Annotated in this window: 19 protein-coding genes; 9 read left to right on the top strand and 10 right to left on the bottom strand. The window is 71.2% G+C overall.

What is annotated here, in order from left to right; translation table 11 throughout:
• Positions 1 to 100 precede the first annotated feature (100 nt).
• The 3 genes from ABD056_RS05705 to ABD056_RS05695 all read left to right on the top strand — a co-directional run bounded on the left by ABD056_RS05705 (position 101) and on the right by ABD056_RS05695 (position 4,272).
• A complete protein-coding gene (locus ABD056_RS05705; RefSeq protein WP_343865253.1) occupies positions 101 to 1,474 on the top strand; it encodes an HlyD family type I secretion periplasmic adaptor subunit in 1,374 nt (457 codons plus the stop codon).
• 28 nt (positions 1,475 to 1,502) lie between these two features.
• Positions 1,503 to 3,734, top strand: a complete 2,232-nt coding sequence (locus ABD056_RS05700) for an Ig-like domain-containing protein (protein WP_343865251.1) — start codon at positions 1,503 to 1,505, stop codon at positions 3,732 to 3,734.
• Between the two features lie 121 nt (positions 3,735 to 3,855).
• Positions 3,856 to 4,272 (top strand): response regulator, encoded by a 417-nt coding sequence (locus ABD056_RS05695; protein ID WP_343865249.1) that lies wholly within the window; start codon positions 3,856 to 3,858, stop codon positions 4,270 to 4,272.
• A 94-nt stretch (positions 4,273 to 4,366) separates the two neighbouring features.
• Here ABD056_RS05695 and ubiV read toward each other — a convergent pair whose 3' ends face one another.
• From ubiV to ABD056_RS05675, 4 genes are all read right to left on the bottom strand, one after another.
• Entirely contained in the window at positions 4,367 to 5,302 is a 936-nt protein-coding gene (gene ubiV, locus ABD056_RS05690; RefSeq protein ID WP_343865247.1) for a ubiquinone anaerobic biosynthesis protein UbiV, read from the bottom strand.
• 14 nt (positions 5,303 to 5,316) lie between these two features.
• On the bottom strand, positions 5,317 to 6,297 hold the full coding sequence (gene ubiU, locus ABD056_RS05685) for a ubiquinone anaerobic biosynthesis protein UbiU (protein ID WP_343865245.1): 981 nt from the start codon (positions 6,295 to 6,297) through the stop codon (positions 5,317 to 5,319).
• Positions 6,298 to 6,362: 65 nt separating this feature from the next.
• Complete coding sequence (locus ABD056_RS05680) at positions 6,363 to 6,992, bottom strand: SCP2 sterol-binding domain-containing protein (protein WP_343865243.1); 630 nt, start codon at positions 6,990 to 6,992, stop codon at positions 6,363 to 6,365.
• Between the two features lie 392 nt (positions 6,993 to 7,384).
• Positions 7,385 to 7,789 (bottom strand): c-type cytochrome, encoded by a 405-nt coding sequence (locus ABD056_RS05675; protein ID WP_343865241.1) that lies wholly within the window; start codon positions 7,787 to 7,789, stop codon positions 7,385 to 7,387.
• Positions 7,790 to 7,924: 135 nt separating this feature from the next.
• On the opposite strand from ABD056_RS05675, the gene ABD056_RS05670 reads away from it, so the two are divergent.
• Positions 7,925 to 9,091, top strand: coding sequence for a hypothetical protein (locus tag ABD056_RS05670; protein WP_343865239.1), 1,167 nt, complete (start codon positions 7,925 to 7,927; stop codon positions 9,089 to 9,091).
• Here ABD056_RS05670 and ABD056_RS05665 read toward each other — a convergent pair.
• Positions 9,075 to 9,860: a hypothetical protein gene (locus ABD056_RS05665; RefSeq protein ID WP_343865237.1), complete on the bottom strand. Its 786-nt coding sequence runs from the start codon at positions 9,858 to 9,860 to the stop codon at positions 9,075 to 9,077. The two genes, ABD056_RS05670 and ABD056_RS05665, sit on opposite strands and share 17 nt — an antisense overlap.
• Positions 9,861 to 9,943: 83 nt before the next feature.
• Positions 9,944 to 10,981, bottom strand: a complete 1,038-nt coding sequence (locus ABD056_RS05660; protein ID WP_343865235.1) for a helix-turn-helix transcriptional regulator — start codon at positions 10,979 to 10,981, stop codon at positions 9,944 to 9,946.
• Positions 10,982 to 11,160: 179 nt separating this feature from the next.
• Between ABD056_RS05660 and ABD056_RS05655 the strand changes: the two genes are divergently transcribed.
• The 4 genes from ABD056_RS05655 (at position 11,161) to ABD056_RS05640 (ending at position 17,903) form a co-directional block, all read left to right on the top strand.
• On the top strand, positions 11,161 to 13,167 hold the full coding sequence (locus tag ABD056_RS05655; protein ID WP_343865233.1) for a TonB-dependent receptor domain-containing protein: 2,007 nt from the start codon (positions 11,161 to 11,163) through the stop codon (positions 13,165 to 13,167).
• Positions 13,168 to 13,245: 78 nt separating this feature from the next.
• Positions 13,246 to 13,563, top strand: coding sequence for a DUF2218 domain-containing protein (locus ABD056_RS05650; protein ID WP_343865231.1), 318 nt, complete (start codon positions 13,246 to 13,248; stop codon positions 13,561 to 13,563).
• A gap of 100 nt (positions 13,564 to 13,663) precedes the next feature.
• Complete coding sequence (locus ABD056_RS05645) at positions 13,664 to 14,848, top strand: efflux RND transporter periplasmic adaptor subunit (RefSeq protein WP_343865229.1); 1,185 nt, start codon at positions 13,664 to 13,666, stop codon at positions 14,846 to 14,848.
• Between the two features lie 19 nt (positions 14,849 to 14,867).
• Positions 14,868 to 17,903 (top strand): efflux RND transporter permease subunit, encoded by a 3,036-nt coding sequence (locus ABD056_RS05640; protein ID WP_343865227.1) that lies wholly within the window; start codon positions 14,868 to 14,870, stop codon positions 17,901 to 17,903.
• A gap of 23 nt (positions 17,904 to 17,926) precedes the next feature.
• On the opposite strand, the gene ABD056_RS05635 is transcribed toward ABD056_RS05640, so the two are convergent.
• From ABD056_RS05635 to ABD056_RS05620, 4 genes are all read right to left on the bottom strand, one after another.
• Entirely contained in the window at positions 17,927 to 18,493 is a 567-nt protein-coding gene (locus ABD056_RS05635) for a hemerythrin domain-containing protein (protein ID WP_343865225.1), read from the bottom strand.
• Positions 18,494 to 18,572: 79 nt separating this feature from the next.
• Positions 18,573 to 19,226 (bottom strand): maleylacetoacetate isomerase, encoded by a 654-nt coding sequence (gene maiA / locus ABD056_RS05630; RefSeq protein WP_343865223.1) that lies wholly within the window; start codon positions 19,224 to 19,226, stop codon positions 18,573 to 18,575.
• On the bottom strand, positions 19,223 to 20,245 hold the full coding sequence (locus ABD056_RS05625) for a fumarylacetoacetate hydrolase family protein (RefSeq protein WP_343865221.1): 1,023 nt from the start codon (positions 20,243 to 20,245) through the stop codon (positions 19,223 to 19,225). The genes maiA and ABD056_RS05625 overlap by 4 nt, the downstream gene beginning before the upstream one ends.
• A 16-nt stretch (positions 20,246 to 20,261) precedes the next feature.
• The gene (locus tag ABD056_RS05620) at positions 20,262 to 21,386 is read right to left on the bottom strand and encodes a homogentisate 1,2-dioxygenase (protein ID WP_343865219.1); all 1,125 of its coding nucleotides are present in this window, start codon (positions 21,384 to 21,386) and stop codon (positions 20,262 to 20,264) included.
• A gap of 141 nt (positions 21,387 to 21,527) precedes the next feature.
• Here ABD056_RS05620 and ABD056_RS05615 point away from each other — a divergent pair, with 141 nt between their 5' ends.
• Positions 21,528 to 22,073 carry a MarR family winged helix-turn-helix transcriptional regulator gene (locus tag ABD056_RS05615; protein ID WP_343865217.1) on the top strand — a complete coding sequence of 182 codons (546 nt, stop codon included), beginning with the start codon at positions 21,528 to 21,530 and terminating at the stop codon, positions 22,071 to 22,073.
• The last annotated feature ends 6 nt before the right edge of the window (positions 22,074 to 22,079 follow it).

Here is a 22,079-nt window from a genome sequence, read left to right as displayed (position 1 = left end):
GCCCCGCCGCCGGCGCCGGCCGCGGCGGGGGCCGCCGGCCGGGCCGCCGCCGTGGCCCGCCCCATGTGGACCACCCTCGGCCAGAGCGGAAGCTGAGCCCATGACCACCGCCCCTGCCCTTCCCCTCCGCTCCGCCGCCGCCGCAGTCTCCGCCGTTCCGGCCGCCCCGGATGAGACGCCGCCGCTGCCGCTGCGCCTGCGCGGGCCGCTGCTGGGCGGGCTGGCGGTGGTCGGGGCCTTCGTGGTCGGCCTGGGCGGCTGGGCGGCGACGGCGCCGCTTGCCAGTGCCGTCACCGCTTCCGGCGCGCTGGTGGTAGAGAGCAACCGCAAGACCGTGCAGCACCTGGAAGGCGGCATCGTCGCCGACATCCTGGTACGCGACGGCGACCACGTCCGCGCCGGCCAGCCGCTGCTGCGCCTGGACGAGACGCGGGCGCGGGCCGGGGTGCGGCTGCTCGACCACCAGATCGCCGCCCTGGAGGCCCAGGCCGCCCGCCTGGTGGCGGAGCGCGACGGCGCCGCCGCCGTCACCTTCCCCGCCGCCCTGGCCGAAGCCGCCGTCACCCGCCCGGAGGCCGCCGAAGCCATGGCGGTGCAGGCCCGCCAGTTCGCCGAGCGCCGGCAGTCCATGGCGGCGCAGGTGGAGATCCTGGAAAACCGCATCGACCAGCTGCGCCAGCAGCGCAGCGGGCTGGAGATCGAGCGCGCCTCGGTCGAACGGCAGCTGACCATCTTCACCGACGAGATCGCCGGCCTGCGCGACCTGTTCCGCCAGGGCCACACCGCCCGCACCCGCATCCTCGCCATCGAGCGCGAGATGGCAGCGCAGGAAGGCAGCATCGGCCGTTTCGTGTCCGACATGGCGCGGGCCGACCAGCGCATCGGCGAGACCCGGCTGGAAATCCTCCACCTGCAGCAGCGCTTCCGCGAAGAGGTGGTGGCGGAGCTGCGCGACGTGCGCGTGCAGCTGGCCGACCTTCACGAACGCAAGGCAGTGGCCGACGACGTGATGCGCCGCATCGTGGTGACGGCGCCGCAGGACGGCATCGTGCAGGCCCTGGCGGTGCATACGGTGGGCGGGGTGGTGGAGCCGGGGCGGCCGATCCTGGAGATCGTGCCGGCCGACGACCGCCTGCTCATCGACGCCCGCGTCTCGCCCATGGACATCGAAAGCATCGGCGCCGGCCAGCCGGCGGAAGTGCGCTTCGTCGCCCTGCACGACCGCACCCTGCCGATCATCGAGGCGCAGGTGACCCGCGTGTCGCCCGACCGCCTGATCGACGCCGCCACCGGCCAGCCCTACTACGCCGCCCGCCTCGACCTGCCGGCGGCGGAGCTGGAGAAGCTCAGCCACCGCCGCCTGCAGGCGGGCATGCCGGTGGAGGTGTTCATCCGCACCGGCGACCGCACGGTGCTGGACTACTTCCTCGACCCCCTCACCCGTTCCCTCGACCGCGCCCTCGCCGTGCAATAGGCGCCGACGGCTTCAGAAGGAGACGCCCATGAGCACCCGGACCCTGGTGGAAGGCACCAACGGCCACGATCGCATCGACCTGACCGGACGGATGACGCCGCACCACATCAAGGGCTACGGCGGCAACGACACCATCTTCGCCGGCAACGGCGGCGACATCCTGGATGGCGGCAGCGGCCACGATATCCTGTGGGGAGGCACCGGCAACGACATCCTGCACGTCGGCACCGGCAGCAACCAGTACCACGGCGGCGCCGGCCAGGACACGCTGCTCGGCACCGCCGGCAACGACACCATCCGCGTCCAGGCCATCAGCGGGATCGAGGTGATCGACGGCGGCGCCGGCCACGACGTGCTGTTCGCCGGCAACAACTCCGTCACCTGGGACTTCTCGGGCATGACGCTGAAGAGCATCGAGTTGATCGACCTCGGCAGCGGCTGGAACCGTTTCGTCGGCACCTCGGGCAACGACCGCATCACCGCCGGCCGCAAGGACGACACCATCGACGGCGGCGCCGGCTTCGACGAGATGGTCTATACCGGCGCCTATGCCGACTACACCATCGCCCAGAGCGGCAACCGCCTGACCGTGCAGGGCCCCGACGGCCGCGACACCCTCATCAGCATCGAGCGGCTGACCTTCACCGACGGCATGTGGGAAAACGGCACCTTCAAGCCCGGCACCGGCGGCGGCGGCGGTACCAACCGGGCGCCGGTGGCGAACAACGATGCCGTCACCACCACCGCCGGCAAGGCGGTCACCTTCAACCCGCTCGCCAACGACAGCGACCCCGACGGCGACACCATCGCCGTCGCCGCCATGGGCACGCCGGCCAACGGCAGCCTGAGCCACGCCAACGGCCAGTGGACCTATACCCCCAAGGCCGGCTTCACCGGCGTCGACAGCTTCGGCTACAGCATCACCGACGGCGCGCTCACCGCCACCGCCACCATCAGCATCACCGTCAACCCCGCCACCGGCGGCGGTGGCGGAAGCGGCGGGGGCGGGCTGGTCAGCCAGGCGCTGTGGAACAAGCTGGTCACCATCACCGAAGGCGGCTGGGGACGCCTCAACGACAACACCTTCCGCTCGGTATGGCCCGATGCCTCCGACGCCGCCCAGGGCGGCTACCCGCGCAGCGTCATCCAGGCGTGGAGTTCCATGGCCTGGGACAGCAACCGCAACGACCTCATCTTCTGGGGCGGCGGCCATGCCAACTACGGCGGCAACGAGGTCTACCGCTTCGACGCCGACACGCTGATGTGGGAGCGCGCCTCGCTGCCCACCCGCAACACCAGCACCGCCAACCCGGTGGTGACCGAGACGGTGGACGGGCCCATGCGCAGCCCCGTCTCCTCCCACACCTACGACAACAACGAGTTCCTGCCCATCGCCGACCGCTTCGTCACCTTCGGCGGGGCGGCGTGGAACAGCGGCTCGGCCTTCGTCATCACCGATGCCAATGGCGGCACCCGCGTCACCGGCCCCTACTTCTGGAACCCGGCGAAGGCCGACGCCAACAAGGTCGGCGGCCTGTCCGGTACCGGCACCGATCCCAGCCGCCAGGGCGGCCAGATGTGGGAGAACCGCGACAGCGTCTATTCCCCCGACGGCAACCACCCGCGCCCCTTCGTCAACGGCACCACCGCCTATGCCGAGATCAACGGCAAGGACGTCATCTTCATCACCGACCGCCCCACCGGCGGCCTGTGGAAGTACACCGTCAACGACGTCAAGGACGCCTCCAAGGACACCTGGGAGAAGGTCGGCCGCGGCTGGGAGGTGTTCGACGGCGCCGGCACCGGCGCCTACAGCACCGCCGACAACCTCTACGTCCGCACCGCCAACAAGACCTTCACCTACTGGGACCTCGACAACGCCGGGGCGGGCAACCGCAACGTCATCTTCACCCCCAAGGACCTGACCGGCGGCTTCACCATGAGCGCCATGACCGGCATGGACTACGACGCCGGCCGCGACCGTTTCCTGCTGTGGAGCGGCACCCGCGACGTGTGGGAGCTGAAGGCGCCGGAAACCATCGGCCGCGACGGCTGGACGGTGAAGAAGGTCGCCGCCGGCGCCGCCGGCCCGACCGGCGTCCCGGACGTGAGCAAGGTGGAGGGCAATACCACCGGCATCCTCGGCAAGTGGAAGTACGTCGCCGACCTCGACCTCTTCCTCGGCGTCTACGACCACAACAACGGCGACATCTGGGCCTACAAGCCGCACGACTGGAACCCCGACGTCACCCTGGTATAGGAACGGCCGGGTTTCTCCACCGGGGCGCGATGTGCCTTGGTCGCTTTTTCACCAACGTCATGGTGGCCTCCCCCCGTCCACAGGCAACCCTGGAGACGACACAGAACTGGGAGACACGGCCATGCCGAACCGTCCTTACGATTGCCTCGACGGCCTGACCGTCCTGGTCGCCGACGACAACCCGCACATGCGCAAGCTGGTCACCACCCTGGTGACCAGCCTCGGCCGCCCGGCGCGGGTGGAAGAGGCCTGCTGCGGCGAAACCGCGCTGGGCATCCTCGGCCGCCGGCAGGTGGATGTCGCCATCGTCGACTGGCGCATGGAACCGGTGAACGGCATTGACCTGGTGCGCGCCATCCGCGCCGAGGAACAATCCCGCCGGCTGCCCGTCATCATGATGAGCGGCTACGCCGACCCGCAGCGGGTGGCCGCCATGCGCGATGCCGGCGCCGACCATGTGCTGGCGAAGCCCCTCGGCCTGCGCAACTTCGCCGCCACCCTGGCCGCCGCCACGGAAGGACGCGGCCTGGTGCGCTGATCTTCCCGCGCGTGCACGAAGGCCGGTCAACGGCCCGCTGAGGGGAAGAAGGAACGGGGGCGCGGGTGGTCGCGCCCCCGTTTCCGTTGCGCCTCTACTCCGCCGCCGCGGCGGCACCCGGTTCCACCCAGGCGGCGCCGTCGCGGCCGTGGTAGAAGCCGTTGGCGGCATCGCGGCCGTCCAGCAGGTCGAACAGGGCATCCTCCGCCGCCGGAACGTCCAGCCGCCCGGCCAGCAGGTCGGCATAGACCCGCCCCGCCGCCACCATGTCGAGATCCTGCGGCGAGAGGCGCAGGCAGCCGACGCCGGCCGCCAGCAGGTCCGGCACCTCGCGCACCAGCAGGGTGACGGCGCGGGCCTGGGTCTGGGTGCCGTTGACGGTGAGGAAGGCGTCGCCGTCGAGCGTATCCACCGGCATCCCCTCGGCATCCAGGCCGCAGACATAGCGGCAGCCGTCCTTGCTGAGGCCATGGGCGCGGGCGTGGTAGCAGCGGGCGGAGATGGCGAGCGGCGCCCGGCCGAACACCTGCACCTCCGCCGCCATGCCGAGGTCGCGGGCGGCGCCGGCCAGGGCGGTGACGCTCGGCCGCGTCAGTTCCCACGGCAGGCAGACGGAAACGGCGCCGCGCCCCGCCAGCACCGCCAGGGTGCCCTCGTTGTAGACGTTCACGTAGGGGCCGACATGGTGCGGACGGCCGCCGAGCAGCGCCAGGGCGCCGGCATCGTTGGCTTCCACCAGCATCCCCTCGCCGGCCGCCGCGGTGACGCCGCGCAGGGCATCGACCTCCGGCCCTGTCACCGCCAGGGCGAGGGTAGACAGCACCACCGTCTTGCCGGCCGCCGTCAGCACCTCCGCCGCCTCGGCCATGGCCTCGGCGACCAGCGGCTCGCGCTTGGCGCAGACGGTTTCGCCCAGGTAGACGATGTCATAGGGGCTGTCGGCGGCGATGGCGCCATAGAAGGCGCGGCGGCGCTCCGCCGACCAGTTGTACAGCAGCGGCCCGAGGGCGAGCTTTGCCGAAGCGGTCATGATCGCGTCCCTCCTCACTGCCAGCCGCGGGTATAGGCGCCGGTGGTGGCGGTGCCGCCTTCCAGGAAGGCGGCGGGGGCCGCCTTGGCCGCCGCCGCGCCGGCCACCGCCGCCTTCAGGCTTTTGACCACCTGGGCGACGTAGGCCTTGCCGCGCTGGCGGCCCTCGATCTTCAACGCCGCGACGCCGGCGCGGGCGAATTCCGGCACCAGGGTGGTGGCATCCAGGCTGGTCGGGTCTTCGAACAGGTGGCCGTCGCGGTTCATGGCGCGGAAGCGGCCCTTGCACAGGGTGGGGTAGCCCGCCGGCTCGCCGGGGCCGAAGCGGTTGATGGTGTAGCCGGCCAGCCGCGACACCATCACCTCGCCCTCCTGCTCGTATCGCACGGCGCTGGCGGGGGAGCACACGCCGTCCTTGTTGGGCGACAGGCCGGTGGCGTAGGACGACAGCGAACAGCGCCCTTCCGCCATGACGCACAGGCCGCCGAACACGAAGACCTCGGTCTCCACGTCAGGCACCGCTTCGGTCAGGGCGGCGATCTGCGGCACCGTCAGCACGCGCGGCAGCACCACCCGGCGGATGCCGAAGGCGTCGCGGTAGAAGCGCACCGCATCAGGATTGGCCGCCGCCGCCTGCACCGACAGGTGCAGCCGCAGGTCGGGGTGGCGCCTGGCGGCATAGGCGGCGAGGCCCATGTCGCACAGGATCACCGCCCGCACGCCGACATCGGCGGCAATGTCCACCGCCCGCCGCCACAGGGCATCGTCGCCGGCCTCGGGGTAGGTGTTGATGGCGATCATGGGCGCGACGCCATGGCGGTCGCACAGCGCCACCCCGTCCGCCGCTTCCTTGGGGGAGAAGTTGAGGCCGGGGAAGTTGCGGGCGTTGGTGCGGTCGCGGAAGCCGAAATAGACGGCGTCCGCCCCCGCCTCGACAGCGGCGGCCAGCGCCGCCGGCGTGCCGGCCGGGCAGACGAGTTCGATGGGACGGCTCATGGGGGCTCCTGTGGGGGCAGGGACGCGAAGAAACGGCAGGACGAAACAGGCGCGGCCGGTCGGGTTCAGCGGCGGCGGCGGGCGGCGTCCTGCTCCAGGCGGGACAGGCGCGCGTCCTGGCGGGCGAGATCGGTGCGCAGCGGCGCCAGCACCGCCTGCTGGATGGTGGCGAGGTCGCGGCTGGCCGCCGCATGCACCCGCTGCAGCAGCGCCGCCGCCCGCGGCAGCACCGGCCGCAGCGGCGCCGGCGCCAGGGTGAGCAGGCTGGAGGCGTCGATGCCGCCGTCCTCCAGGGCATAGCGCAGGGCCATGACGAGGCCGGTGTCGCCCTCGATGGTCAGCAGGCGGGAGAACAGGCTGGCGTCGCCGTCCAGCCCCTGGGCGCCGTCGAGCATGCCGAGCAGCACCTCCACCGGCGCCCGCACCACCGCCGTGGCCGGCGCGTCGGGTTCGCTCAGATCGGCCTCCAGCCCGCCGGCGCCGACCGTCAGCACCAGCGCCACCGGCCAGCCGGTGGGGACGATGGCGACGGTGCCGGCCAGTCCCTCCAGCCGGTCGGACAGCTGCGGTGCCAGCAGCCGCTCCGCCCGCGTCAGGGCCGGCCGCGCCAGCCGGCGCAGCAGCGGCAGCGGGATGGGGCGCAGCAGCAGACCGCCGAGCAGAGCGGGAGAAAAACTGTGGACCTGGTTGGACATGTCTCACCCGGAGGACCGAATAACCATACAAATGTTATAGCTACCAAAGCCCTCCGGGGCAATGACGCCGGTTCATCCGGCCGCCCGGCCTACGGACGCGGAACTTGTCCGCCGTCAAGGCAGAAGCCCCAGGCTTGCCGTAGGGTTTGTTCATCGCCCGAGCGGACCTCGACCTCTCCCCCGACCGGGCGCGCATTCCCCAGATGCAACCAGAACCAGTCCGGCCCGGAGCGTCCCCCATCGCTCCGGGCCTTCCCCTGTCTGGCCCAAGCCTTTGCGCGACAAAACAAAACGGCCGCGCCGACAGCATCGGCGCGGCCGTTCGTCCGCCGGGCGGGGCCGTGGCCCAACCCCTCCGGTCATGCCATGCCCGGCCCGCCCCGGCGGAGGGCCTATTTCAGAGTGTGCATGTAGGCGATGACGTCGGCGCGATCCTTCTCGCTTTTCAGCTTGAAGGTCATCTTGCTGCGCGCCTTGTCGTTGCCGCTCTTGGCGCGCAGATAGGCGGTGGGGTCTTCCAGGTAGGCCATCAGTTCCTCGTCGGTCCAGGTGACGCCGCTGTCGGCGACGGCCATGTAGTCCGCCGAGTACTTGAAGCCGTCGACCGCTCCCAGCGGGCCGCCGGCAACGCCCCACAGGGCGGGACCGACCTTGTTGGCCTTGGCTTCGGTCAGGTCGTGGCAGGCCAGGCACTTCTTGCCAACGGCCTCGCCGGCCGCCGCATCACCGGCCAGCGCCGGGGTGGCAGCCGGCAGGCCGAGGGCAGCGAGGGCGAAAGCGAGCATCGCGGTGCGCATGCGTCGGACATCTCCTTCCGGTGGTACAAGGGTGGGAGAACCGGCGACCACAGGGGCCGCCGCCTCGCCCCCACCGTGGCGGCGGAGGGCGGCGCGGTCCTTGACGCGGGTCAAGACGGAGGAGTTTTGCGGCGGATGGCGGATACCAGGACAGACGGGCGCGCCGCGCCCTGGCTGCGCCGGGCGGCGGCCCTGGTGGTGCTGCTTGTCGCCCTGCCGCTGGCCGCCGGCTGCTCGCCGGTGCGGGTGGTGGAGGCGGCATCGCTGCTGCTCGACCTGTCCGACCCGCCGGCGCCGGGGCGCGACCTCGACGGCGTGGCGCGGCAGGAAATCGCCGGCCCCGGCGGCCGACCCGCCGACCTCTACCGGGTCGAGGCGCCGCGCGCCGCCCTGCTGGTGGTGCCCGGCGCCGCCGAGGCCGGTCGCCGCGACGTGCGGCTGGTGGCCTTCGCCGCCGACCTCGCCCGCGCCGGCTTCCTGGTGATGGTGCCGCAGCTGGCCGGCAGCGACCCCTTGCGCGTCTCCGCCGCCGATGCCGACGCGGTGGCGGAGGCGGTGACGGTGCTGGCGGATACGGCGGGCGTGCCGGCGGTGGGGGTGGTCGGCGTCTCCTACGCCGTCGACCCGGCGCTGCTGGCGGCCCTGCGGCCGGAGGTGAGCGAGCGGGTGGCCTTCGCCCTGGTCATCGGCGGCTACCACGACATCACCGCCGCCGTCACCTACATGACCACCGGCCTCTACCGCGCCGCCGGCGATGCGGCGTGGCGGTCCGGGCCGGTGGAGCAGAGCGCCCGCTGGCTGTTCCTGCGCGCCAATGCCGACCGGGTCGGCGGCGACGGGCCCGATACCTCCACCCTCGCCGCCATCGCCGCCCGCCGCCTGCGCGACCCGGCGGCGCCGGTGGATGATCTGGTGTCGATGCTGGGGCCGCCCGGCATGGCGGTGTGGCGCCTGCTGGTCAACGACGAGCCGGAGGCGGTGCCCGCCCTGCTGGCCGACCTGCCGCCGGCCCTGCGCGACGAGGTGACGGCGCTCGACCTTGCAGGGCGCGACCTGACGGCGCTGCGGGCGCGGCTGGTGCTCATCCACGGCCGCGACGACCCCATGGTGCCCTTCACCGAAAGCCAGGCCCTGGCCGCCCGCCTGCCGCCGGATCAGGCGCGGCTATACGTGGTGGACGGGCTGAACCACGTCGAGGTCGGCGACCTCGGCCTCGGCGACATGGCGACGCTGCTGCGCGCTGCCTATCGCCTGCTGGCCGAGCGCGACGCCGCCCCGCGACCGATCAGACCTGCAGGATGAAGCGGGAGAAGGTATCGGAAATGTTGATCTCGGCCTGATCGATCACGTCCTCCACCGCCGTCTTGCGGGCGCGGGCGTCGGTGCCCTCCATGGCTTCCTTGTAAGCCTTGCGGACCTTCCCGGGCAGGTTCAGTTCCTTCTTGGAGCCGGTGGCGATATAGACGTCGTAGTGCTTCTGCATGGTCTTGTCGTCGGTCTTGACGGTCTTGGTGGCGAGCAGATACTCCAGGTTCTCCATGGAGAATTCCTTCTTCAGGAACTCCAGGAACATGGCCGACAGCACGCCGTCCTTCATCACGTCCTTCCAGGTGTTGCAGCGGTCGAGGCGGACGTAGGCCTTCATCAGTTCGTCGAACTGCTCCAGCGTCACGCCCTTGGTGGCGGCGACGTGGTAATCCCCCGCCGTCTTGGCGATGGCCGCCGCCGCCTTGGCGACGGAGGTGCCGAACACCTTCACCTTGCCGGCCCTGGTCTCGGCCTTCTTCGCGGCCGAGCGGGCGGTATCCAGGGCGCCGGCGAAGCGGGCGACGGCCTTCAGTTCCTTCTGCGCCGCCGCCTTCGCCTTCTCGATCTGGCTGCGGTCGGCCTTGCGCAGGGAGGCGGTGTCGAAGGCATCCCAATTGATGGCGCCATAGGTCGACTCGCAGTCCTTCAGCGCCTCGCCGACGCCGGTCTTGCCGAGAATCTTGCCAATGCTGCCCTTCTTCTGCTGCCAGTCCTTGTTGGTCAGCACGGCCGGATATTTCTTGAGAATGGCGGGAACGCCCATCACTACCCCCCAGCGGTTCGCCTTGCACGCAACGGCGGGCGCTCCCCCATGAGCGCCCGCCGCCGCAACCATTATGGCCAAGGTCAGCCGGGCCGAACAACCCCCCGTTGGCGCGGCCGCACCACCAGGGTGCGGCGGCATTCGCTGGGCGTCAGGCCGTAGAGCCGCTTGAAGGCGGTGGCGAAGTTGGCGGCGGAGCCGTAGCCCGCCACCAGCGCCGCCTCCGTCACCGAGGCGCCGTCGTGCTCCAGCAGGCGGCGGGCGCGGTCCATGCGCAGGCGGCGCAGGTGATCGCCCACCGACAGGCCGACCACATCGCGGAACAGCCGCTGCAGGGTACTGACGCTGACGGCGGCGTGGCGGGCGACATCGGTCAGCGACAGCGGCTCGTCCAGATGGGCCTCGATATAGGCGCAGGCCGCCGCCACCCGCGCCTCCGCCCGCGCCGGCCGGCGGGACGGGGCGGCAGGCCCGCCGATGGCCTGGAAGGCGCGGCCGAGGATGTCCAGCGCCCGACTTTCCTGGAACAGCTCCGCCGCCAGCCCCTCGCCATCGCCGCCGCCGTCGAGCATGGCGCCCGCCAGCCGGGCGAGGTCATGGCCGAGCGGCCACGCCAGGGCGGCGCCGTGGTCGGCGGCCAGCTGCCGCACCAGATGATCGCCGCCGGCCACATCGCCGGCATCCTCCAGCCAGCCGGTGGGGATGCGCAGGCACACCTTGCGCATGCGCTGGCCGCGCACGCCGCGCCGCTCGAACAGGTCGGGGCCGGTGGTGGTGTAGAGGAACCCGGCCGGCACCGCCGCGCCGCTGCCGTTCGGGCAGGCGCCGACCTCGTGCCGCCGGCCGGCGACCGAGATCCCTACCCGCCCCTGCAGGAACAGCGACACGGTCATGCCCGGCGCCACCGTCGCCTGGGTGGTCAGGTCGTGCAGGTCGACCGCGTCGCTCATGTGCAGGGTGAGGCCGCAGCGCAGCGTCCGCACCAGGAACCGGCCGCGCAGGGCCGCTTCCTCCGGCCGCAGGCGCGGCGCGATCAGCCGCACGCCGTCATCGATGCGGGTGCCGGCGATGTCGATGAACGAGACGGTATCAGGATGCGCCCGCTGCGCCACTGCCCCCATGGATCTGGTCCCTCCGTCGCACTTTGACCGCCGCCCAAACACCTTTGACCGGCCCACAAACGCTGCCGCCCCGGAAAAGCCCTATACAAGTTGATGGCGGTCCGCCATTGTGCGCGCCGCTCATGCGAATGCAAATCATTATTATCAAGACCGCGCAGCGGGCCAGCGAGGACAGAGGGATGAAGGACGTGAGTGGCAAGGGCGGCGCGGGCCGCCTGTCGATCCTGGTGACGACGACGGCCCTGGTATCGGCCGCCGCCGCGGGGGCGGCATCGGCGCAGCAGGCGGGGACCACGGCGACGGCGGCCGATACGCCGGTCAGCCTGCGCCCCATCGCCATCGAGGACACCCGGCCGGAGCCGGCCGGCACCATCCAGTTGACGCCTGAGGACATCGAGCGCGAGCAGCCGCAGACCCTGCGCGACCTGTTCCGCGACCAGCCGGCGGTGACCATCTCCAGCGGCAGCGTGGCGTCGCAGAAGCTGTATGTCCACGGCATCGCCCAGAACAAGCTGAACGTGACCATCGACGGCGCCCAGCAGCGCAACAACGTCTGGCACCACAACGGCAACCTGTTCCTTGACCCCGGCCTGCTGAAGAGCGTTGCGGTCAACCCCGGCGTGGCGCCCGCCGATGCCGGTCCGGCCGCCCTTGGCGGCGCCGTCGCCTTCGAGACCAAGGACGCCGCCGACCTGCTGCTGCCGGGGCGCAGCTACGGCGGTCGCCTGACCACCAGCTACGACACCAACTCGGAAACCGCCCGCGCCACCGCCGCCGGCTTCGCCGCCGTGCAGGGTTTCGACCTGCTGGGCATGGTCACCCGCGCCGACGGCAACGACTATGAGAACGGCGCCGGCATCACCGAGCGCGGCACCGGCACCGACCTGCTCAACGGCCTCGCCAAGCTGAGGTACGAGGCTCCGTCGGGCCACAGGGTGAAGGTTTCGGCCGAGTACCTGAACGACGATACGGTGCGCCGCCTGCGCCCCAACATGGGCTTCGTCACCAACGAGCTGAACCGCAACGACCTGACCCGCACCACCTTCACCGCCGCCTATGAGACCACCGCGCCGACGCCGCTGTTCGACCCCAAGGTCTCGGTCTACTACAACCTCTATGACCTGAAGCGGCCCAACGAGAGCGGCTACACCCGCCCCTCCGGCGACTTCAACTCGCAGGTGGAAACCATCGGCGGCAAGCTGCAGAACACCGTCCTGATCCCCATGGGCAACCTGACCGTGGGCGCTGACTTCAGCCACGACGACATCAGCATCGAACGCTTCCACTTCGCCACCGACGTCGGCGAGGAGATCACCACCGCCGGACTGTTCGCCCAGGCGCGCGTTTCGCCGGTGGACCGGCTGACCGTCTCCACCGGCCTGCGCGGCGACGTCCAGCGCTACGAGGCGGTGGACGGCCAGACCTTCGAGAACGCTGGCCTCAGCCCCAACATCTCCGCCGACTACGGCCTCACCGACTGGCTGACCGTGTTCGGCGGCTACAGCTATGTGTGGGGCGGCTTGGAGCCGTCGGAAACCGCCCTGTTCCACGCCCGCAACTATACGTATGCCGATGATCTGGAGCCGGTGACGTCGCACAACGTCCGGGTGGGCGCGCGCACCGAGTACGAAGGCTTCGGCTTCGAGGCGGCCTACTTCCACACCCTGATGCACAACCCGATGGAGTACAACTACACCACCAGCCGGCGCATCAACGGGCCTGACCTGGAAAGCCGCGGCGTCGACCTCATCGCCTCCTACCGCACGGAGACTGCCGGCGTCAGCGCCAAGTACACCCACACCGACATCACCTATGGCGACCGCATCGCCCTGCCCGGCGACTATTACCAGGGTACGGCCATCGGCGACCTGATCACCCTGTCGGGCCACTACACCTTCACGCCCATCGGGCTGACGGTCGGCGCCTCCACCGAAATCGCCCTCGACTTCAAGCACGACGACCTGCGCGCCAACGGCTACGCCGACGTCGACGGCTACACCGTGGTCGACCTGTTCGTGGAATGGGCGCCGCCGTCGCTGGCCCCCTACCTGACCCTGCGGGCGGAGGCCAACAACGTCTTCGACGAGACCTACTACAGCCGCTCCACCTACAGCCAGACGGCCCGGGTGACGCCGGTCTACGACCCCGGCCGCTCGTTCCTGGTGTCGTCGGTCATCCGCTTCTGACATCCACCGCCGCCGCCGGCCGGCCCGTTGTCCGCGGGCCGGCCGGATCGTTTTTTCTCACCACCGGGAGACACGTCCATGCCCGACGCGATGCTGACCACCAGCGGCCGCGCCGAAACCCCCAACGCCGCCCGCTACCTGGGGCAGCTGTGCAAGCACTTCGCCCACAAGATCACCGTCGACTACGACGGCGACGCCGCCCCCGACCACGGCACCGCCCACTTCCCCTGGGGCACCTGCCGCATGACCGCCACCGCCGAGGCGCTGACCATGGACGTCACCGCCGACAGCGCCGAGGGGCTGGACCGCATCCGGGCGGTGGTGGACGATCACCTCGGCCGCTTTGCGTGGCGGGAGACGCTGGCCCTGGCGTGGACGCCGCCGGCCGGCGGCTGAGGCGGCTTCCGCAACGGGCGATGGCGCGGGGTTTCACGCAACCGGGAGGCGCGCCCGGCGTTCCCGACAGTGCCGATCATAGCTGCCTGGAGCAACGCCCGTGGCCCATCGCCGGTGCCATCAGTCCTCGCCCCCGTCGCGCCGCCTGTCCGCCTTTGCCCTTGCCCCGGCGATGGTGCTGGCGGCTGTCCTTGCCGTCGCCGCCTGCGACGACGGCAACGGCGCCGAGCAGGAGGCGGCGGCCCAGCCGGAGGCGCGGCCAGTGCGGGTGCTGACCGTCGCCCCCCATGCGGAGACGGAGATCCGCCACTTCCCCGGCCGGGTGCAGGCGGCGCAGGCGTCGGAGGTATCGTTCCAGGTGTCCGGCCGGTTGGCCGAGTTCCCGGTGCGCGAGGGCTCCACCGTCGAGCAGGGGGCGGTGATCGCCGCTCTCGATCCCACCGATTATCAGATCGCCGTGCGCGAGGCCGAGGTGCAGGTGGACCGCCTGGGCAAGGACCTGGAGCGCAAGCGCATCCTGCGGTCGGAAGGCCATGTGGCCCAGGCGGTGCTGGACGAGGCCCAGGCGCAGTACGATCTGGCGGCGGCGCGGCTGGATCAGGCGCAGCAGAACCTCGCCTACACCACCATCGAGGCGCCCTACCGCGCCCTGGTCGCCTCGCGGCTGGTGGACACCTTCATCAACATCCAGGCCGGGCAGCCGGTGGCGCTGCTGCAGGACGTCTCCAGCCTCGACGTGCAGGTCAGCGTGCCGGAGCGCATGATGGCCCAGGTGCAGCGCGACGACGTGGTGCGCATCACCGCCACCCTGTCGGCCCGGCCGGACCGCCGCTTTCCGCTGGAGCTGAAGGAGGTGGCGACCGAGCCCGACCCGCAGACCCGCACCTACCCGGTCACCTTCACCATGGCGCCGCCCGACGACATCGCCGTGCTGCCCGGCATGTCGGCCACCGTGACGGCGGAGATCACCGAGCCCGGCGCCGGCAGCATCCGCATTCCCACCGGCGCCCTGGTGGCAGCGGCGGACGGGCGCTTCCAGGTGTGGCTGCTCGACCCGCAGGCGGAGACGGTGCGGCCGCAGCCGGTGCAGCCGGGGACCACCGTCGGCGATCAGGTGATCATCCTCGACGGCCTCAGCGGCGGCGAGACCATCGTGGCGGCCGGCGCCGGCTTCCTGGCCGACGGGCAGCGGGTGCGGCCGCAGGCGCCCACCGATCCGCAGGCCGCCCGCCAGCCGCAGCCGGCCGGCGCCGACGGATCGCAGCCCTCGCCCCGACAGCCCTGACCGCGGAGACCGCGTCGCAATGGATATCGCCCGCGCCTCCATCGAGAAGCCGGTCAACACCTGGCTGATCATACTCATCTGCCTGTTCGGCGGACTGTGGGGCCTGTTCACCCTCGGCCGGCTGGAAGACCCGGAGTTCACCATCAAGGAGGCGGTGGTCACCACCGCCTACCCCGGCGCCTCGCCTGTGGAGGTGGAGCAGGAGGTGACCGACCAGCTGGAAACCGCCATCCAGCGCATGCCGCAGGTGAAGGAGGTGCGCTCCCGCTCCTCCGCCGGCATGTCGCAGATCACCGTGGAGATCCAGGACACCTACGACGGCGACAGCCTGCCGCAGGTGTGGGACGAGCTGCGCCGCAAGGTGAACGACGTGCAGCGCGACCTGCCGCCCGGGGCCGGGCCGTCGGTGGTCAACGACGACTTCGGCGACGTCTTCGGCCTCTACTACGCCCTCACCGCCCCCGACTACAGCCGCGCCGACCTGCGCGACTTCGCCCGCACCCTGCGGCAGGAGCTGCTGCAGGTGCCGGGCGTCGCCAAGGTGGTCATCGGCGGCCTGCGGGAAGAACGCATCTTCGTCGAAATCCCGCAGTCGGTGCTGACCCAGCTGGGCATCCCGCCGACCACCATCGCCGATGCCCTGCAGGTGCAGAACGCCGTGGTCGACAGCGGCGCCATGCGCGTCGGCGACGCCTACGTCCGCCTGGCGCCCACCGGCAGCTTCGGGTCGGTGGAGCGGATCGAGAACCTCTATCTCAGCGCCGGCAGCGGCGCCACCATCCGCCTCGGCGACATCGGCCGCATCGTCCGCGGGTATGAGGACGTGCCCGAGACCCTGGTGCTGCACAACGGCGTGCCGGCCGCCACCCTCGGCGTCTCGGCCCAGCCCGACACCAACATCGTCGAGGTCGGCGAAGCGGTGGAGGCGCGCATCGCCGAGGTGATGCGCGGCCTGCCGGTGGGGGTCGCGCTGCACCCGATCTATGAACAGCACAAGGTGGTGAACGAGTCGGTCACCGGCTTCATCATCAACCTCGCCAGCTCCGTCGGCATCGTCATCCTGGTGCTGTGCCTGGCCATGGGCTGGCGCGGCGGGGTGGTGGCCGGCGGCTCGCTGCTGCTGACGGTGCTCGGCACGCTGCTGCTGATGAAGGTGTTCGGCATCACCATGCAGCGGGTGTCGCTGGGGGCGCTGATCATCGCCATGGGCATGCTGGTGGACAACGCCATCGTCATCGCCGAGGGCATGCTGGTGCGCATGCGCCGCGGCACGGCCGCCACCGAGGCCGCCAGCGAGATCGCCGGCCAGACCCAGATCCCGCTGCTGGCGGCGACGGTCATCGGCATCCTGGCCTTTTCCGGCATCGGCCTGTCGAACGATTCCACCGGCGAATACACCTTCTCGCTGTTCGCCGTCATCGGGCTGTCGCTGCTGCTCAGCTGGCTGCTGGCGGTGACGGTGACACCCCTGCTGGCGTCGTACCTGTTCCGCGTCCGCACCGACCTCGACCCCGACCGGCCGGAGGCGCCGCTGCTGCGGATCTATCGCGGCGGCGTCGGGCAGGCGCTGCGTCACCGGGCGCTGACGGTGGTGTCGCTGGTGGTGGCGACGGTGGCGGCGGCCTTCGGCTTCGGCTTCGTCAGCCAGTCGTTCTTCCCCGACAGCGCGACGCCGCTGTTCTACGTCGATTACTGGCGCGAGCAGGGCACCGACATCCGCGCCACCGCCGCCGACATGGAGGAGATCGAGCGCCACCTGCGCGGGCTGGAGGGGGTGACGGTGGTGTCCACCTTCATCGGCGCCGGGGCCGACCGCATGATGCTCACCTACGCGCCGGAGCGGCCCAACTCCGCCTACGGCCAGTTCATCGTGCGGGTGGACGATGCCGGCCGCATCCCCGCCCTGGCACGCGACGCGCTCGCCTGGATCGCCGACGCCTATCCGCAGGCGGAAACCAAGATGGAGCGCGTGCGCCTCGGCCCCGGCGGCGGCGCCCGCATCGAGGCCCGCTTCTCGGGCCCCGACCCGGTGGTGCTGCGCCAGCTGGCGGCGGAGGCGGAGGGCATCTTCCGCGCCGAACGGCTGATCAACGTCCGCCACGACTGGCGCCAGCGCGAACTGGTCATCGTGCCGGAAATGGCGGAGGACCGCGCCACCGCCGCCGGCGTCAGCCGCCGCGACATCGCCGACGCCCTGGCGGTGGCGACCGAGGGCCGCCGCTCCGGCCTCTACCGCGAGGGCGACCGCCTCATCCCCATCGTGCTGCGCGCGCCCGAGGAGGAACGCCACGGCACCACCGACCTGCGCGACCGGCGGGTCTGGGCGCAGGCGGTGCAGTCCTACGTGCCGATGACCGAGGTGGTGAACGGCTTCCGCACCGAACAGGAAGACGGCCTCATCCGCCGGCTGGACAAGGCCCGCACCATCACCGCCCAGGCCGATCCGCCCTACGGCGCCAACGCCGCCGCCGCCTTCGACCGCCTGCGCCCGCGCATCGAGGCCATTCCCATGCCCGAAGGCTACCGGCTGGAGTGGGGCGGCGAGTACGAAAGCTCGTCCGACGCCCAGGGGTCGCTGGCGAGCGGCCTGCCGCTCGGCTTCCTCGCCATGGTGCTGATCACCGTCGCCCTGTTCGGCAAGGTGCGGCAGCCGCTCATCATCTGGCTGTGCGTGCCCATGGCCATCTGCGGCGTCACCGTGGCGCTGCTGCTGTCGGGGCAGCCGTTCGGGTTCATGGCGCTGCTCGGCTTCCTCAGCCTGTCGGGCATGCTGATCAAGAACGCCATCGTGCTGGTGGACGAGATCGACCTGCGCATCGGCGACGGCCACGCCCGCCACGCCGCCATCATCAACGCCAGCGTCAGCCGCTTCACGCCAGTGCTGCTGGCGGCGGGGACCACCATCCTCGGCATGGTGCCGCTGCTGTTCGACGTGTTCTTCTCCGCCATGGCGGTGACCATCATGGGCGGCCTCGCCTTCGCCACCGTGCTGACGCTGGTGGCGGTGCCGGTGTTCTACGCCCTGTTCTTCCGCATCAGGGAGGACGAGGCGTAGCGCGGCGCCCCCTCGCCCTGCCCCTACCCGCCGACGCCGTAGGGCGCCGGGGCCTCGTTCACCAGCCGGCTGTAGAGGCGGCGCATGTCGGCGCGGGCCTCGGCGCCGAACAGCGGGTCGCGGTTGTCGGCGAAGGCGGCGTCGATGGCCGCCCAGTCGGCCGGCGTCAGGGACTTCTCCGCCATCGGCAGGATGACGCCTTCCTCCTTCTGCATGTGGCGGATCTGGAAGCGCAGGTATTGCGCCACCCGCTCCCGCAGCAGGTCCGCCGCGCCGGCCTCGCCGCGTTCGCAGGCGCCGACGGTGTCCTTCAGGCGGCTGAGGGCGCCGGGGCAGCCGGCGTGCTCGGCCTCCAGTTCCTCCAGCATGGCGTCGGCCAGCGGGTCGCGGCGGCGCAGGGTGGCGAACAGGTGGAGGTCTTCCTTGGGGTGGTGGAACCGGTCGGTGAAGGTCTCGATGTAGTCCAGCACCGCCCGCACGAAGGGGAGGTCCGGCGCCTCCCGTCCGTCGCGCAGCATGGCGTCGAGCATGGTGACGACGCGGAACAGGTTGCGGTGTTCCTGGCGGATGATCTGCACAGCCTGGCTCATGGCCTGCCGCCCTTCCCTGCAGCGGCGCCGCTGCGGCGCCTTATGGTTCGTTCGTGCGCGAGTGCGCGGGCCAAGTGTATCACGTCACCGCGGCATCGGGCTGCCGTTCCGGTGCGGCGTCGGCGAAGGCCGGCAGCTCCCGGCAGGCCTGGTCGATCCGCACCAGCGTCGGGCAGGCCGACAGGTCGAGGTCGAAGCGGCGGGCGTTGTAGAGCTGCGGCACCAGGCAGATGTCGGCCAGGGTCGGGCTGTCGCCCTGCACGAAGCGGCCGGTTCCGGAGTGACCGGCCACCAGCGCCTCCAGCTGCGCGAGGCCAAGGCCGGTCCAGTGGCGGTACCACGCCAGCTTGTCATCTTCCGACAGGCCGAGGCTGCCGGTCAGGTGCCCCAGCACCCGCAGGTTCACCAGCGGATGGATCTCGCAGGCGATGGCGAGCGCGAAGGCCCGCACCCGCGCCCGCGCCTCCGGGTCCGAGGGCAGCAGCGGCGGGCGCGGGTGGCGCTCCTCCAGCCATTCGCAGATGGCGAGCGACTGGGTGAGCACGCTGCCGCCCTCCGTCACCACGGTCGGCACCGCCGCCTGCGGGTTGAGGGCGGTGTACTCCGGCCGGTGCTGCTCGCCGCCGTCGCGGACGAGGTGGACCGGCACCTGCTCCGCCGTCAGCCCCTTCAGGTTGAGCGCGATGCGGACGCGGTAGGCGGTGGACGACCGCCAGTAGCCGTAGAGCTTCATGAGCCGCCCCCCTCGTACCGCCGCACCTCCTGGTCGATGGCGCCGAAGATGGTGGCGCCGGCGGCGTCGAGCATCTCGATACGGATGCGGTCGCCGAAGCGCATGAAGGGGGTGGCGGGGGCGCCGTCGCGGATGGTCTCGATCATCCGCACCTCGGCGATGCAGGAATAGCCGACGCCGCCCTCGGCGATGGACGTGCCGTGGTCGGTGCCCTGCTTGTTGGAGACGGTGCCCGACCCGATGATCGTCCCCGCCCCCAGCGGCCGCGTCTTCGCCGCGTGGGCGATCAGCGTCGGGAAGGCGAAGGTCATGTCGACGCCGGCATCGGGCTCGCCGAACTTGCGACCGTTGAGGTGGCTGACCAGCGGCCGGCAGACCTTGCCGTCGCGCCATGCCTCGCCCAGTTCGTCGGGCGTCACCGCGACGGGGGAGAAGACGCTCGACGGCTTGGACTGGAAGAAGCCGAAGCCCTTGGCCAGTTCCGCGGGGATGAGGCCGCGCAAGGACACGTCGTTGACCAGCATGACCAGCCGGACGGCATCGGCCGCCTGAGCCTCCGTCGCGCCCATGGGGACGTCGCCGGTGATGACGGCGACCTCCGCCTCGAAGTCGATGCCCCAGGACTCGTCGGCCATGAGGATGGGGTCGCAGGGGCCGAGGAAGGTGTCGGAGCCGCCCTGATACATGAGCGGATCGGTCCAGAAGCTGTCCGGCAGCTCCGCCCCCCGCGCCCGCCGCACCAGTTCCACATGGTTGACGTAGGCGGAGCCGTCGGCCCACTGGTAGGCGCGCGGCAGCGGGCTGGCGCAGGCGGCGGGGTCGAACGGCCGCGCCTCCGCCACCCGGCCGGCGTTGAGGGCGTCGGAACGGTCGCGCAGCAGCGCTTCCAACTGGTTCCAGCGGTCGAGGGCATCCTGCAGGGTGCGGGCGATGTCGGTCGGCGCCGTGCACAGGCTCAGGTCGCGCGAGACGATGACGAGGCGGCCGTCGCGGCCGTCCTTCAGGCTGGCGAGTTTCATGGCTGCGGCCCCTCCCTCACCGTGCCTGCCAGGATCGGTAATACTCCGTCCACTCCACCCCCTCGGGCAGCGGCGGCACCTGCAGCAGGTCGCGGGTATCGACCATCACCGCCACCTCGTCGGTTTCCTTGCGGGCGTGGCGCTGGGCGGTTTCATAGGCCTTGGGGTGCGGCCCGTGGGGGAAGCCGACCGGGTGGTAGGTGGTCATGCCGGGGTGGATGTTGTCGCGCGAGAAGAACTCGCCGCGGTGGTAGAAGATGAACTCGTCATAATCGACGTTGCTGTGGAAGTAGGGCAGCTTCAGCGCGCCGGGGTCGGATTCGATGGGGCGCGGCGCGAAGGTGCAGACCACCACCCGCCCGGCCAGGAAGGTGGTATGGGCCGACGGCGGCACGTGGTAGCGGGCGCTCATCAGCGGCCGGATGTCGCGCCAGTTCAGCCGCACCGGGGCAAGGTTGCCGTGCCAGCCCACCGCATCCAGCGGATTGAAGGCGTAGGTCACCTGCGACACCTGCCCCTCGCGCTTGATAAGGCAGGTGGTTTCCGCCTCGGAATACTGGTCGCGGAAGGCCTCGTCGATGCGCGGCACCGCCAGCACCGCCGGATCGAAGATGGCGTGGGTGCCCATGATGCCCTTTTCCGGCAGCTTGAAGCTGTCGCCGGTGGCCTCGATCATCAGCACCTCGGCCGGCTCGTCGCACTCCAGCCGCCACTGCACGCCGCGCGGCACCACCAGATAGTCGCCGTCGCGGAAGGTCATGTGGCCGTAATCGCAGAAGAAACGGCCGCGCCCCTGGTGGAAGAACAGGATGTCGTCGCCGTCGGCATTGCGGGCCAGCACCGGCATGGCCCCCTCCGTGCGCCAGAACCGCACCTTGGTGGCGGCGTTGTGCAGCACCAGTTGCGCTGCCCAGGGGTCGTGGCCCACCTCCGTCACCTTGTTGAGGTCGAAGGCGCGCGGGCGCAGCGGCCCCTCCCACTTGACCCAGCCGGTCGGCGGGTGTTTGTGATGGATCTGGGACGCCGGGCCGAAAAAGCCCTCGCGCCCCATCTCCTGCTCGTAGGTGCCTTCGGGCAGGTCGCAATGGGCCTGCCGGCTCGCCAGCCCCTCCACATGCGGAAAGGAAATCCAGTTCTTCATGGCCGTCGCCTCATTTTTCGTGGTGCCGGAGGCCGCTGCGGGCGTCGTGCCGCCGCTGCGCGACCGTCCGGCCGCGGGTCGCTTGCCCGCTGCCTCCGCCTACGTTAGTTTCATTTGAAACCACTTCCAAGGACAAATGCGATGAGGGATGGCAAGCCCGCGCCCGACGCCCCGCCGGCCGACACCCCGGAAACGACAGGCCACGACACCGCACCGCCGCCGCCGCTGCTGCTGGACGGCTTCGTGCCCTATCGGCTGTCGGTGCTGGCCAACGTCATCAGCCGCTCGGTGGCGGCGATCTATGAGGAGCGGTTCGGCCTCACCATCCCCGAATGGCGGGTGATGGCGGTGCTGGGGCTGGAGGACGGCGGGCCGGAGCCGGTGAGCGCCAATTCTGTCGCCGCCCGCACCGCCATGGACAAGGTGCAGGTCAGCCGCGCCATCGCCCGCATGGTGCAGGCGGGCCTGGTCAGCCGCGACACCGACAGCGCCGACCGCCGCCGCTCCGCCCTTGCCCTGACCGACAAGGGCCTGGCCGTCTACCGCCAGATCGTGCCGGCGGCGCGGCGTTATGAACAGGAGCTGCTGGCGGCGCTGAGCCCCGAGGATCAGGCGGCGCTCGACCGGCTGCTGTCCACCCTGCATGCGGCGGCTGTGGCACGGGCACGGGCGCAAGGCGTAGAATAGGGACCA

The sequence above is a fragment of the Caenispirillum bisanense genome (assembly GCF_039523075.1).
Lineage (GTDB): Bacteria > Pseudomonadota > Alphaproteobacteria > Rhodospirillales > Rhodospirillaceae > Caenispirillum > Caenispirillum bisanense.
Note: the sequence above shows the minus strand (reverse complement) of the source record. Positions and strands in the feature narration are given on the sequence as shown.

What these genes read in the sequence shown, in the direction of transcription:
- ABD056_RS05680 (WP_343865243.1), bottom strand. Translation starts at nt 6,992, where the DNA reads ATGTCCAACCAGGTCCACAGTTTTTCTCCCGCTCTGCTCGGCGGTCTG.
- ubiV (WP_343865247.1), bottom strand. Translation starts at nt 5,302, where the DNA reads ATGACCGCTTCGGCAAAGCTCGCCCTCGGGCCGCTGCTGTACAACTGG.
- ABD056_RS05695 (WP_343865249.1), top strand. Translation starts at nt 3,856, where the DNA reads ATGCCGAACCGTCCTTACGATTGCCTCGACGGCCTGACCGTCCTGGTC.
- ABD056_RS05670 (WP_343865239.1), top strand. Translation starts at nt 7,925, where the DNA reads ATGGCGGATACCAGGACAGACGGGCGCGCCGCGCCCTGGCTGCGCCGG.
- ABD056_RS05665 (WP_343865237.1), bottom strand. Translation starts at nt 9,860, where the DNA reads ATGGGCGTTCCCGCCATTCTCAAGAAATATCCGGCCGTGCTGACCAAC.
- ABD056_RS05615 (WP_343865217.1), top strand. Translation starts at nt 21,528, where the DNA reads ATGAGGGATGGCAAGCCCGCGCCCGACGCCCCGCCGGCCGACACCCCG.
- ABD056_RS05675 (WP_343865241.1), bottom strand. Translation starts at nt 7,789, where the DNA reads ATGCGCACCGCGATGCTCGCTTTCGCCCTCGCTGCCCTCGGCCTGCCG.
- ABD056_RS05655 (WP_343865233.1), top strand. Translation starts at nt 11,161, where the DNA reads ATGAAGGACGTGAGTGGCAAGGGCGGCGCGGGCCGCCTGTCGATCCTG.
- ABD056_RS05620 (WP_343865219.1), bottom strand. Translation starts at nt 21,386, where the DNA reads ATGAAGAACTGGATTTCCTTTCCGCATGTGGAGGGGCTGGCGAGCCGG.
- ABD056_RS05705 (WP_343865253.1), top strand. Translation starts at nt 101, where the DNA reads ATGACCACCGCCCCTGCCCTTCCCCTCCGCTCCGCCGCCGCCGCAGTC.
- ABD056_RS05650 (WP_343865231.1), top strand. Translation starts at nt 13,246, where the DNA reads ATGCCCGACGCGATGCTGACCACCAGCGGCCGCGCCGAAACCCCCAAC.
- maiA (WP_343865223.1), bottom strand. Translation starts at nt 19,226, where the DNA reads ATGAAGCTCTACGGCTACTGGCGGTCGTCCACCGCCTACCGCGTCCGC.
- ABD056_RS05660 (WP_343865235.1), bottom strand. Translation starts at nt 10,981, where the DNA reads ATGGGGGCAGTGGCGCAGCGGGCGCATCCTGATACCGTCTCGTTCATC.
- ubiU (WP_343865245.1), bottom strand. Translation starts at nt 6,297, where the DNA reads ATGAGCCGTCCCATCGAACTCGTCTGCCCGGCCGGCACGCCGGCGGCG.
- ABD056_RS05700 (WP_343865251.1), top strand. Translation starts at nt 1,503, where the DNA reads ATGAGCACCCGGACCCTGGTGGAAGGCACCAACGGCCACGATCGCATC.
- ABD056_RS05640 (WP_343865227.1), top strand. Translation starts at nt 14,868, where the DNA reads ATGGATATCGCCCGCGCCTCCATCGAGAAGCCGGTCAACACCTGGCTG.
- ABD056_RS05625 (WP_343865221.1), bottom strand. Translation starts at nt 20,245, where the DNA reads ATGAAACTCGCCAGCCTGAAGGACGGCCGCGACGGCCGCCTCGTCATC.
- ABD056_RS05635 (WP_343865225.1), bottom strand. Translation starts at nt 18,493, where the DNA reads ATGAGCCAGGCTGTGCAGATCATCCGCCAGGAACACCGCAACCTGTTC.